9 protein-coding genes are annotated in these 12,238 nt (G+C 39.6%); 6 read left to right on the top strand and 3 right to left on the bottom strand.

Annotated elements, in window-relative coordinates; all coding sequences use genetic code 11:
* The first annotated feature begins 233 nt into the window (after window positions 1–233).
* Window positions 234–2,339 (top strand): TonB-dependent receptor domain-containing protein, encoded by a 2,106-nt coding sequence (locus tag EL242_RS03020; RefSeq protein WP_126301442.1) that lies wholly within the window; start codon window positions 234–236, stop codon window positions 2,337–2,339.
* A gap of 89 nt (window positions 2,340–2,428) precedes the next feature.
* Here EL242_RS03020 and EL242_RS03025 read toward each other — a convergent pair whose 3' ends face one another.
* Both EL242_RS03025 and EL242_RS03030 read right to left on the bottom strand, forming a co-directional pair.
* Window positions 2,429–2,746: a type II toxin-antitoxin system PemK/MazF family toxin gene (locus tag EL242_RS03025; protein ID WP_197720731.1), complete on the bottom strand. Its 318-nt coding sequence runs from the start codon at window positions 2,744–2,746 to the stop codon at window positions 2,429–2,431.
* A complete protein-coding gene (locus EL242_RS03030; protein ID WP_126301444.1) occupies window positions 2,740–2,979 on the bottom strand; it encodes an AbrB/MazE/SpoVT family DNA-binding domain-containing protein in 240 nt (79 codons plus the stop codon). Before EL242_RS03030 ends, EL242_RS03025 begins: the two co-directional genes overlap by 7 nt.
* Window positions 2,980–3,208: 229 nt before the next feature.
* On the opposite strand from EL242_RS03030, the gene purL reads away from it, so the two are divergent.
* The 3 genes from purL to EL242_RS03045 all read left to right on the top strand — a co-directional run bounded on the left by purL (window position 3,209) and on the right by EL242_RS03045 (window position 9,251).
* Entirely contained in the window at window positions 3,209–7,174 is a 3,966-nt protein-coding gene (purL, locus tag EL242_RS03035; RefSeq protein ID WP_126301445.1) for a phosphoribosylformylglycinamidine synthase, read from the top strand.
* Window positions 7,175–7,523: 349 nt separating this feature from the next.
* Window positions 7,524–8,147 carry a hypothetical protein gene (locus tag EL242_RS03040; RefSeq protein ID WP_126301446.1) on the top strand — a complete coding sequence of 208 codons (624 nt, stop codon included), beginning with the start codon at window positions 7,524–7,526 and terminating at the stop codon, window positions 8,145–8,147.
* A 24-nt stretch (window positions 8,148–8,171) separates the two neighbouring features.
* On the top strand, window positions 8,172–9,251 hold the full coding sequence (locus EL242_RS03045; protein WP_126301447.1) for a hypothetical protein: 1,080 nt from the start codon (window positions 8,172–8,174) through the stop codon (window positions 9,249–9,251).
* Between the two features lie 294 nt (window positions 9,252–9,545).
* On the opposite strand, the gene EL242_RS03050 is transcribed toward EL242_RS03045, so the two are convergent.
* Entirely contained in the window at window positions 9,546–10,322 is a 777-nt protein-coding gene (locus EL242_RS03050; protein WP_126301448.1) for a hypothetical protein, read from the bottom strand.
* A gap of 406 nt (window positions 10,323–10,728) precedes the next feature.
* On the opposite strand from EL242_RS03050, the gene EL242_RS03055 reads away from it, so the two are divergent.
* Both EL242_RS03055 and EL242_RS03060 read left to right on the top strand, forming a co-directional pair.
* The gene (locus EL242_RS03055) at window positions 10,729–11,727 is read left to right on the top strand and encodes a YeiH family protein (protein ID WP_126301449.1); all 999 of its coding nucleotides are present in this window, start codon (window positions 10,729–10,731) and stop codon (window positions 11,725–11,727) included.
* 221 nt (window positions 11,728–11,948) lie between these two features.
* Complete coding sequence (locus EL242_RS03060) at window positions 11,949–12,233, top strand: hypothetical protein (RefSeq protein WP_126301450.1); 285 nt, start codon at window positions 11,949–11,951, stop codon at window positions 12,231–12,233.
* Window positions 12,234–12,238 lie beyond the last annotated feature (5 nt).

Here is a 12,238-nt window from a genome sequence, read left to right on the forward strand (position 1 = left end):
AACCTGTCGAGTAAACAAATTTTGTTTTTAGACTGCGATCACATTTTGTTGTTACAAGCGGTTATTTTTAGGGAACTTTTTGCAAAATTTGTAACTTATTTTGAGAAATTTGATTTCAGACTAATTGACAACCAATTTTAACTCTGTAAAATTCGCCTTGTTTTGATGTTGAGAATTATTTTTAATATCAAAACTGGTAATCCTCTTAAATAATTTACCTCAAGGAATGACAGATGCAAAAATTCAAATTACTTCCTGTTTCTGCTGCAGTGCTTAGCGTACTTGCTGCTAATGCATTCGCTGAAACCGCTTCAACCGATGTGGCTGTATTAGATACAGTGACAGTAACTGATAACCAAGGTTTAAAAGTACAGACCAACGTTGTTACAACTCAGAAAAAAGATGAAAGCACACAAACAGATTTGCGTGGTTTATTAAAAGATGAGCCGGCAATCAGCTTAGGAGGCGGTAACGGGACATCTCAGTTCCTTTATATTCGTGGTATGGGACAAAACTCCATTGATGTGAAAGTAGATAATACCTATTCAGATAGCCAAATTCACTATCACCAAGGTCGCCATATGTTAGATCCTGCACTTGTAGGTACGGTTACAGTACAAAAAGGTGCGGGTAGTGCTTCAGCCGGTATCGGTCAAACCAATGGTGCGATTATTGCGAAAACCGTAGATGCATTAGATTTATTAAAAAATAGCGATAAAAACTTCGGTGCAAAATTAGGCACAGGTATCAGCACTAACCATGCTCACAATTTTAATGCGGCTGTGTATGGTAAAGGTGAAATTTTTGATGTGTTAGTGTCAGGTAGTCTAGTAAGAGACCGTAATTACAAAGGCGGTAAAGATTATGTGAACCACTTTGGTACAAACCGTGTACCATACAGTGCGTTAGATAAAAGTAGCTTCTTAGCGAAATTAGGTGCGACACTTGGCGATCATCGCTTTGTGTTAAGTCATTCTAATGAGCGACACGAAGGTGAGCGTTTAGTGCGTGAAGAGTTTGATGCGGCACCAAATGGCACAGTGACTCCTCCATATAATCGATTAACAGTAGATCGCCAAGCACCTGCAAATCGTAGAATGACAGTGCAAAGAACCAACTTAGAATGGACGGGTAAAAATTTAGGCTTTGCTCAAGAAGCTACGGCTAACGTTTATCAATTAGTTCAAGGCCGTTGGTCTGAAAATGATAAAGGCAATGGTTATGCAGGTGGTATTGATGGGCCAACCAAACTAAAAACGGTAACTCACGGTGCGAATGTTAATTTTGATTCAGCAGTACACGAGAATGTTTTATTGAAATACGGTGTGAACTATCGTCATCAAGAAGTTAAGCCGCATGTAAAACTTAATCCAAATGTTGTTAATCAAGAGAAAACCGATACTGGTCTTTACGTTGAAGCTATTACTGCACCTATGGATAAAGTGACTTTCACGACAGGTGTTCGTTATGACCACTTCAATTTTAAAGCGATGGATGGTAAAAAGCGTAGCGATGGTACCTTTAACCCAAGTGTTGGTATTATTTACGAGCCTATTCAACACTTAAGCTTAAGTGCAAGCCATAACTATGCAACTCGTAGCCCTCGTATGCACGATGCTATTATGTCGCACGGTGCGCGTGGTATGGTAACAATTGGGGATAACACAAAAGCAGAGCGTGCAAGAAATACCGAAATTGGCTTTAACTATAATGATGGCACATTTAGCTTTGATGGTAGCTACTTCTGGCAACATATCAAAGATGCATTAGGAACAACTAATGGTCGTGATAACCACGGTAATGCTGCACAAGCAATCGTAAACGGCGGTAAAATTAAGAACCGTGGTTACGAGTTGAATGCAGGCTACCACAATAACGGCTTTACAGCACGCGTTGGTGTTGCTCACAGCAAACCTCGTTTCTATACGCAAACTGTGATGCAACGTAATCGTCAAGGTCAGTCACAAGAAACTGCATTGTTAAGTAGTAATCCTGAATACGCATCAGCTATCGGTCGTACTTGGACCGCTTCTGTAAGCTACCGTTTCGAGCAACCAAACATTGAGGTTGGAGTACATCACCGCATTGTTGAGAAAGTAAAACCTGAAGATAACTATTTTGTAACAGGTGGTACATTACAAACTAATACAGGCACAGGTAAAAAAGGCTACAATGTAACCGATATTACTCTTAACTGGAAACCGTTTAATGATGATAGTGTGAATGTGAACTTTGCTGTAGATAATGTAGCGAACAAACTGTATAACGCACACGGTCAGCGTGGTAATTTCCCGGCTCGTGGTCGTGAATTTCGTGCAGGTGTGAACTACACATTCTAATCTAATTCCATTTAGTCAAAACGCCCGAATTATCGGGCGTTTTTTTATGGCTTTACAAGTGGTTATATTTCAGTGATTTTTTGCAAAATCTATTCTGCAAACATTTCCTGTAAAATACCTAATAACTTGTGCAGTGTTTCAGTCTCTAATTCTCCAACTTTTTTCACTAAGCGTGCTTTATCTACCACCCTAATTTGCTCAGGTAGAATCAACCCTGACTTGCCTTGAAAATCCACAGGGATACGGAAAGGAGCTGGACGACTACCCGTTGTCATAGGTGCAATCAATGCTGTTCGTAGATAATCGTGTATTTCAGGTGGGGAGATAATCACACAAGGTCTGGTCTTCTGAATTTCACTGCCAATAGTCGGATCAAGATTAACAAGATAAATATCTCCTCTTACCATACCCATTCGTCCTCAATATCAACCGGAAAATCAAGTAACTGATCATCACCGCTTTCAGAAATCTGACGGGCAGCTAACGCCCAACCTTGTCGGGATTTTGGAGGAGCAGAAAGAATGATTTTATTATCTTTTACCTCCATTTCTAACTGATTGCCCAAACCGAGCTGTAATAAAACGGCTTTCGGAATAATGACAGCTTGCGAATTCCCCAGCTTTCGTAATGAAACTTGCATATTCTCTCCTTGGTTGTAATAACAAAGTTATTATATTGAAGTGTAAATACAAACACAAGCGGTGAGATTTCAGTGATTTTTTGCAAAGTGTTCATTAGTATCGAACAAATTTATTCGATACTAATGAATAAATATATCTAGCAGCAAACGGTTGCCAAAATATAGCAATCGTTTGCGTAATAAATTATAATCACTATAGTTTTTCATCTTAAATAGGAAAATTCCACCAATGACTATGCAAACCTTTCGTGGCTCGCCTGCCTTATCTGCTTTTCGCATTCAACAACTTCTGCAAAAATTCCAGCAAAATCAATTACCTGTAAACTCAGTTTATGCGGAGTTTTTGCATTTTATCGCCCTAAATCGACCGCTTGTAGCCGATGAGGCACAGAAATTGGTGGAGTTATTACATTATGGTGAAAGTTTGGAACAGCGTGAGCCGACAGGGTTTTGCCTGATTGTTACCCCTCGTATCGGCACGATTTCCTCGTGGTCGTCTAAGGCAACCGACATCGCCCACAACTGCGGTTTGGCGGCAGTGGAGCGAATTGAGCGTGGCACGGCGTATTATCTGGATTTTTCTGAAACGCCGAGCGAAAGCCAGCTTGCGACTTTGAAAGGCTTGTTGCACGACCGTATGATGGAAACGGTATTAGATAACACCGACCAAGGCGAGCAACTCTTTGCTCAACAAGAACCGAAGCCGTTTACCAGCGTGGATATTTTAGGCGGTGGTCGTCAGGCGTTAGAAGATGCGAACGTGAATTTAGGTTTGGCGTTGGCGGACGATGAAATTGATTATTTGGTGGAAAATTTCACCGCACTTGGGCGTAACCCGAACGATATTGAACTGTATATGTTCGCTCAAGCCAACTCGGAGCATTGCCGTCACAAAATTTTCAACGCCGACTGGACGATTGACGGCGTAAAACAGGAAAAATCCCTGTTTAAGATGATTAAAAACACCTTTGAGAAAACCCCGGACTATGTACTTTCCGCCTACAAAGACAATGCGGCGGTGATGGAAGGCTCAACGGTCGGGCGTTTCTTCCCCGACCAAGACGGGCAATATCGCTATCATCAAGAAGATGCCCATATTTTAATGAAAGTGGAAACCCACAACCACCCGACCGCGATTTCGCCCTTCCCGGGGGCGGCGACAGGTTCGGGCGGTGAAATTCGAGACGAAGGGGCGACAGGGCGTGGGGCGAAACCGAAAGCCGGTTTAACGGGCTTTTCGGTGTCAAATTTAGTGATCCCGAACTTTGAACAGCCGTGGGAGAATCCGCTTTCCAAGCCGAATCGCATTGCCTCGGCGTTAGATATTATGATCGAAGGTCCGCTAGGCGGAGCTGCTTTTAACAATGAATTTGGTCGCCCTGCATTGTTGGGGTATTTCCGTACCTATGAAGAAAAAGTGAACAGTTTTGCTGGTGAGGAAGTGCGAGGCTACCACAAGCCGATTATGCTTGCCGGTGGTATCGGCAACATTCGTGCCGAACACGTTCAGAAAGGCGAAATCCCAGTGGGAGCAAAACTCATCGTGCTTGGCGGCCCGGCAATGAACATTGGCTTAGGGGGTGGGGCAGCATCGTCAATGGCATCAGGGAAATCCAAAGAAGATTTGGATTTTGCTTCCGTTCAGCGTGAAAACCCGGAAATGGAACGCCGTTGCCAAGAGGTTATTGACCGTTGCTGGCAGATGGGCGATGAGAACCCGATTTTATTTATTCACGATGTAGGGGCTGGCGGTTTGTCTAACGCTATGCCTGAATTGGTGCACGATGGCGAGCGGGGCGGTAAGTTTGACCTGCGTAAAATCCTGTGCGATGAAAAGGGAATGTCGCCGCTTGAAATTTGGTGTAACGAATCGCAAGAGCGTTATGTACTGGCAGTCGCCCCTGAAAAGCTCGATATTTTCACCGCACTTTGCGAGCGTGAACGTGCCCCGTTTGCAGTGATTGGAGAGGCAACCGAGGAGAAACATTTAGAGCTTGCCGATCCGCATTTTGGCAATAAACCGATTGATTTGCCGATGAACGTATTGCTCGGCAAAACCCCGAAAATGCAGCGTGATGTTTCGTCAAAAAATGTGAAAAATCCACCGCTTGCAACCGACAATATCGACCTCAAAGAGGCATTCCACCGTGTGCTACGCTTGCCGGTGGTAGCGGAAAAAACCTTCTTAATTACCATTGGCGACCGCTCGGTCACAGGAATGGTGGCACAAGATCAGATGGTCGGCCCGTGGCAAATTCCGGTGGCGGATTGTGCGGTAACCACTGCAAGTCTGGACAGCTATTTTGGAGAAGCAATGGCAATGGGTGAACGTGCTCCAGTGGCATTGCTCGATTTCGCCGCCTCCTCTCGCTTGGCAGTTGCCGAAAGCATTACAAACATTGCAGCGACCAACATTGGCGACATTAAACGCATTAAACTATCCGCCAACTGGATGTCGGCAGCCGGCCACGAGGGAGAAGACGCCGGGCTTTATGAGGCGGTAAAAGCGGTAGGAGAGGAGCTTTGCCCTGAACTTGGTATTACCATTCCGGTGGGTAAAGATTCGATGTCGATGCGTACCACTTGGATCGATGCTGGTGAACAAAAATCGGTAACCGCTCCGCTTTCGCTCGTGATTTCGGCATTTGCCCGTGTAGAAGATGTGCGTAAAACCGCCACCCCACAACTTCGCACCGACAAAGGCGACACTCGCTTGTTACTCATTGACTTGGGCGAAGGCAACAACCGCTTAGGGGCAACGGCGTTGGCTCAGGTATATAAACAACTTGGCGACAAACCTGCCGATGTGGTGAATGTGGCTCGCTTAAAAGGCTTCTTCAACGCAATGCAAACCCTTGTCGCACAAGGAAAATTGCTTGCCTACCACGACCGCTCGGACGGTGGTTTAATCACCACGCTGGCGGAAATGGCGTTTGCAGGGAATTGTGGTGTAAATGTTAATATCTCATCGTTATTTGATAGTGGAAAAGGCTGGGCTATTGAGTTAGGTGCAAGCCTTGAAGAGGAAGAACAATTTAAACGTCAATTTAATGAGTTAGCGATTTTATTTAATGAAGAACTCGGGGCTGTAATACAAGTTCGAGAAGCTGATTTGGAAGGAGTACAAGCGGTCTTGTCTTCTCAAAATCTTGCAGATATTACACATAATATTGGTACGGTAGAAAATAGCGATCATTTTGAAATTTGCTATCTTGGAAAAACGGTCTTCAACCAAAAACGTTCCGAACTGCGTGGCATTTGGGCGGAACTCACCCACCAAATGCAACGTTTGCGAGACAACCCTGAATGTGCCGACCAAGAATTTGCGGCGAAAAAAGACCCGAATAACAAGGGCTTATCTGCATTTTTAACTTACGATGTGAACGAAGACATCGCCGCCCCATACATCAACAAAGGCGTAAAACCGAGTGTAGCGATTTTGCGTGAGCAAGGCGTAAACAGCCACTACGAAATGGCGGCAGCTTTTGACCGTGCCGGTTTCAACGCTATTGACGTGCATATGTCGGATTTAATTGCAGGCAGACGCAACCTTAACGACTTCAACGCAATGGTAGCCTGCGGCGGCTTCTCTTACGGCGATGTATTAGGCGCAGGCGGTGGTTGGGCGAAATCCATTCTGTTCAACCCGATGTTGCGTGACCAATTCAGCCAATTCTTCGCCAATCCGAACACATTAACTCTTGGCGTGTGCAACGGCTGCCAAATGGTTTCGAATTTAGCGGAAATCATTCCGGGTACTGAAAACTGGCCTCGCTTTGTATGGAATAAATCCGAACGCTTTGAGGCTCGTGTGGCGATGGTCAAAATCAACGAAACCAACTCCGTCTGGTTCAATGGAATGGCAGGCAGCCATATGCCGATTGCGGTTTCGCACGGCGAGGGAAGAGTGGAGTTCAAGCGGTCAGATCAGCTTGAAAATTTGCAAAAACAGCATTTGATTGCTGCTCAATATGTAGACTACAATCTGAATCCAACCGAACAATACCCAGCCAACCCGAACGGCTCGGCATTAGGCATTACCGCCTTAACCAACGTTGATGGACGAGTAGCCATTATGATGCCACACCCTGAACGAGTGTTCCGTGCGGTCAGCAACTCTTGGGCTCCGGAAGATTGGACGGAAGATGGGGCTTGGGTGAGGTTGTTTAGGAATGCGAGGGTTGGGTTGGGGTAATTCAAGATTAAAGGTAGCTAAACTAATGAGTATATTAAGTAGCTACCTTTCTTATGAAGAAGAATACATGATAGAAAAATCCCTCTAAATTTTGAATCTAGAGGGATGTAGGGTGGATTGGGTGCTAACACCTGAGATTCACTCATAATGTTAGGCCATATCCTATTATTTATAAGTATCACAATATGTGATAAACTTCTTACATCATACACCTTTCTAAGAAAAATACAACATGAAAATAGACAAATACCATGATTTATCTGAATTTTCTCAATCGGAACGCTTTTTTTTATCTTGCTGGTATAATTTAGTACATGAATCATCGTTAGATTCATATAGAGTTCGAATAATGAACCCACTAAATATTACAGAGGAATTAAAACAAATCTTAACAGTATCTCATTCAAATAATGAGGATATTTTTCTTGTGTATGATGAGTTTATTTCTATAATTGAAAAGGATTTGTTTTTTAAGGAAACAAAAGATTCTAAGTTAATAATAGAGAGCATAAGTAAATCTATCATTAATAAAAGCAAACAGCCAATCGGGAAATCTTTTAAATTTGAAAAGAATAATATTGCCACAATATCATTTATTGATGAATTGATAATTAATATACATGAGAAGTATATAGATTTCTGTATTGAGTGGTTTATAGAGAATCTTAAAAATGGCTTAACAAGAGAAATTAAAAGCAACATAAAGAATCAATTAAATCATTTTATTAGTTTTCTGATTCATAAGGGATATGACATTAAGACGTTAGTCGATTATTATAATAACATACTTACAAGGGATAAGAAAAAGTATTACAAGAAATTTATTGATAGGCTTAGGCTTTTGAAAAGAATAATATCAGGAAAAGATGATCAGAGAGATATTATATTTTGTATCTGCGGAAATAATAAATCTGATATAGATAACTTCCCGATAGAGTTTTTTAATGAAATAACAAATATAAACTTCTTTTGAGAGATTACTGATATTAAGACTTATTTGTCTAGTAAAGAACCTATTAGGGAATTAACAGAAGATAATGTATCTAAAATAGATTCTATATTTAATAGAAGAGATTATCAACATAAAATATATGTCCTGTTATCTATAAATGGTGTTGATGGTAAAGCAGCTGGTTTCAAAGCATACCAACAATTAAATAGTATTCTTGATTTAATTAGGTTTGAGTTTTTCGAAAGGTCATTATATATATCTGATTCTTTTGCTTTCCTACATACAAAGAAAATAATCGAACATAAAATAAATTTCTCCATCCCCAATCCTAAAGATGAATTTAATTTAGATGGTTTAAAATCTTTTTTAGGTAATTTCTTTTTGGCATTATTTAATTCGAATATATCTGAATCAACAAATATGCATATAACATCCGCACTACAATTTTATAGATATGGTAAGGATTCAAATAATCAGTTAAATAAATTAACAAATTGGTGGACGGCTCTAGAACACTTAACATCTCAAAAGAAAATAGGTAGTATAGGTGGTTGTATAATAGAAAATATTCCATTGATTTTATCTAAGTTGTATCTAAGTAAACATTTGTCATATATTAAGAAGGAGTTAGTTAGGTTTAATATAGAATTAAAAAGTGAATCTGGAGAAGATGTTTTATTAAAAGAGAAGAGTAATGCTGATTTTTTTAAGATTTTAAGAGATGATTTTTATAAAAAACAAATTGTAAACCATTTAAATGGTATTGATACTTACATTTCTTTCTGCATAGATTGTTTTATTGAAGATATCTTAGATGATAATAAGGTGTTTTCTATTTTATCTAAGCATAGGGATGTTATAGAAAAACAATTACAACGAATATATAGAACTAGATGTGATATTGTTCACAGTTCAAAGTCAAACATAAATACTGCATTGCTTTGTTCTCATTTAGAGTATTATTTAAAGGTTTTATTTAATCAGATTATATTATATTTCGGTAAAAGATCTTATATCAAAACATTAGATGAGTTTTTTAAACGTGAGTTTGTAGAGTTTGGTGATTTATTTGATGATAATGTTAAAGATAAATCTCTACTCTTAGAGAAATTGCTAACATTATAGCCCCCGATGGCACAAGCGTCTCGCTTGTGTCATCGTTATTCTTGCCTTGCCTATCATTTGTTGTAAATCATTGTTTCCACAAATAACAAGCGGTTAGATTTTTGTGAAAATTTGCAAAGACAGGATTATTTTTGCGATCTCGGTCGAAAAAATTGTATTGTGTGATGGTGATATTATATGTTCTGTTTATTCTTATCCCATTTAATTGGGAGGGGTAATGAGCCGAAAATATGAATTCCACGAAAAGAACAGTGCCTATTATTTAAGTTTTATACAGCATATTGGATCGATATTTTATTCTTCAGGTTTATTTTTAAGTATATTTAAAAACCTTCTCCAATTCTTTCTATAATATTCTTCGATATAAGCTACAAATTCTAAATTACTCGTGTTTTTGGTACAAATAGAACCCTCTGGGATAAAAAGCGCATTATTGGAATTATAATCGGAATCCATATAGCAACTACATATACCGATATGAGGGTTCTTTCTATTATTGAGTAATCTACCTTGTGCTCTTTCTATCAATGAGAGCGGTAATCGATCAATAAAACATTCTCTAAGTGAATGAAAAGTATCATTGTCTCCTACAGTGCCAAGCAGCATTTTTTCCCAAGTATGTGAAGGACTCATATCTGACACAATAAAATGACAAATCGCCACATATGGGAAACCTATATCATATAGTCCTTGGGCTTGAGTAAAACCAAATTTCTTAGGTGATTTTCCTTGCTGTTCATATGATGCTCGTATAACCTTTGCTTCTATAGCAAGGGATTCTGAAAAGATAATATTCTCCTCAGTATAAGGAATGATTAACATATCAACATCTCCCGGCTTATTTAAGTTTTGATGAAGTTCTTTAGAGGGGATAAGAATAGTCGCCAAAACGCCTTTATAGTCAGAGATATTAAAAAATGTAGGATGAGTTTTTCTTAAACACTCACCTAATAATCTCATATTAGCTATCAGTCTTAACAGCATTCCATTTTCATTATGATGGTTCATCCACTCTTTAGGACAAAAAAGAGGAGTATTACTAGTAAGTGGCTTAGTTTTATAGAGTTCCATTTGCTATTTTTAATTAAGCGATATGTATATTCTCCATACCATTAGGTAGAGGATATTTTAAACAGTTTTTAAGGTTTCGAGCAGTTGTGGTTGGAGACGAGCGCCATCTGAGGATAAGAGCGATCTCCAGCATTTTTGAATTTTTTCTGTTACAAGCGGTTTAATTTCCTCAATTTTTTGCAAAATTCTTTCAAAATCTTACCGCTTGCCTGTTTTTCGGCGTAGAATGACCAAACCCATTCAGTGGGAGTTCTTATTAGCCAATCCACGCCGTTCTCGTCAATGTCGGTTTTTCTGCAAAGTTTTTCATATTCTGCTGTTAAGTAGGGTTAGAGCTTTCTTGTATGAAGCAAAACGGAAATTATATGCAAAATCAGGGTGGAAAATTATTTTGTAAGGAGTCGCGATGAAAAAATATCTAGCTGGTTTAATGCTTGTTAGCCTAATTACTTTAATTTCCAAGTGGATTTCTTTAACTACATTTGCACAGCATTTACACCTAAGTGCCTTAGTGCTGGCGATCTTATTGGGTTTTATAGTGGGGAATCTTGGCTATCAGCGAATAGAAAGGCAAGCAGCCGCCGGCGTGAATTTTGCCAAAGGTATGATACTACGTGCCGGTATTATGCTTTATGGATTTAATTTAACCTTGCAAGATATTCAATTGGTTGGACTCAATGCTATTGCAACTGATGCAATAATGCTAGTAAGCACTTTTATTATCACTTGCATTATTGGCATGTATTGGTTGAAGTTAGATAAGCAGCTTGTTTATCTTACTGCTACTGGTTGTAGTATTTGTGGAGCAGCGGCTATTTTAGGTGCGCAATCCGTCGTGAAGGCAGATTCACATAAAGTTTCGGTTGCGATTGCATTAATTGTGATTTTTGGCTCTATTGCGATGTTTTTATATCCTGCATTATATCAATTATCATGTGGCTTAAGCGACAATCAATTCGGGATTTATATTGGCTCGTCTATTCATGAGGTCGCTCAAGTTTATAGTGCAGGCAACATGTTAAGTTCAGGGTTAGCAGATGTAGCAGTAATCAGCAAGATGGTTCGTGTAATTATGCTTGCTCCTTTTCTAATTTTTCTCTCTTTTTATTTGCAGTGCGACCAACAAGCCTCTCGTCCTTTTATGATGCCTTGGTTTGCTATTTTATTTATTGTGATAGCATTGATTAACTCTACCGGTTGGATAGCCCCTGAAATAGTGGTATGGCTTAGCCAGATTTCGGCAATTTTGTTAATGATGGCAATGGCAGCAATGGGGGTAACAACGCAACTTTCAACGCTAAAAAATGCCGGATTAGCACCGTTACTCCTTGGCTTTTTGATCTTTATTTGGTTAGTGATTGGCGGCTTTTTCGTAAATTATGCCATGCAATGGCTGTTTGGCTAGCAAGTTAAATGGTGGGTAGCGAAAGCGCATTTCCAGATAGTATTAGAGTTCCCTAATGGCGCTTATGTTGTGAGTTTTGCAACCGTTTATTGGGTTAATGTATTTGTTAGAGATCGCTATTTCCAGACGATTATTGAAGCCTTGGATTTATTGCCACATTAAACTTCCATTACCAGAAATTGTCTTTATTATGGCTATTTTATTTTTATAAAGGAGACAATATGCGTGTTTTATTACTTAGTTTTTGTTTATTATTAACAGGTTGTATTGTGCCTGTTGGTACTACAGGACAAGTTGGTGTACCTATTCCTGTTTTTGTAGATACTTCAGTGCAGAGCCATGTTGGTTCTGTTTATGTTTGTACCTTAAAACCATTCACCAAAGAATATCGTAGTGAGCATACAAATAGAGGGATAGCGAAACTCAGTGTACAGAAAAAATGCCAAGAAAATCACAATGCAATGTTTTGTGAAGAAAAAGATATTGTTTGCAAAACCTATGATTAGGTATA

The sequence above is a fragment of the Mannheimia haemolytica genome (assembly GCA_900638155.1).
GTDB lineage: Bacteria > Pseudomonadota > Gammaproteobacteria > Enterobacterales > Pasteurellaceae > Mannheimia > Mannheimia glucosida.

What these genes read in the sequence shown, in the direction of transcription:
- EL242_RS03020 (WP_126301442.1), top strand. Translation starts at nt 234, where the DNA reads ATGCAAAAATTCAAATTACTTCCTGTTTCTGCTGCAGTGCTTAGCGTA.
- EL242_RS03025 (WP_197720731.1), bottom strand. Translation starts at nt 2,746, where the DNA reads ATGGTAAGAGGAGATATTTATCTTGTTAATCTTGATCCGACTATTGGC.
- EL242_RS03030 (WP_126301444.1), bottom strand. Translation starts at nt 2,979, where the DNA reads ATGCAAGTTTCATTACGAAAGCTGGGGAATTCGCAAGCTGTCATTATT.
- purL (WP_126301445.1), top strand. Translation starts at nt 3,209, where the DNA reads ATGACTATGCAAACCTTTCGTGGCTCGCCTGCCTTATCTGCTTTTCGC.
- EL242_RS03040 (WP_126301446.1), top strand. Translation starts at nt 7,524, where the DNA reads ATGAACCCACTAAATATTACAGAGGAATTAAAACAAATCTTAACAGTA.
- EL242_RS03050 (WP_126301448.1), bottom strand. Translation starts at nt 10,322, where the DNA reads ATGGAACTCTATAAAACTAAGCCACTTACTAGTAATACTCCTCTTTTT.
- EL242_RS03055 (WP_126301449.1), top strand. Translation starts at nt 10,729, where the DNA reads ATGAAAAAATATCTAGCTGGTTTAATGCTTGTTAGCCTAATTACTTTA.
- EL242_RS03060 (WP_126301450.1), top strand. Translation starts at nt 11,949, where the DNA reads ATGCGTGTTTTATTACTTAGTTTTTGTTTATTATTAACAGGTTGTATT.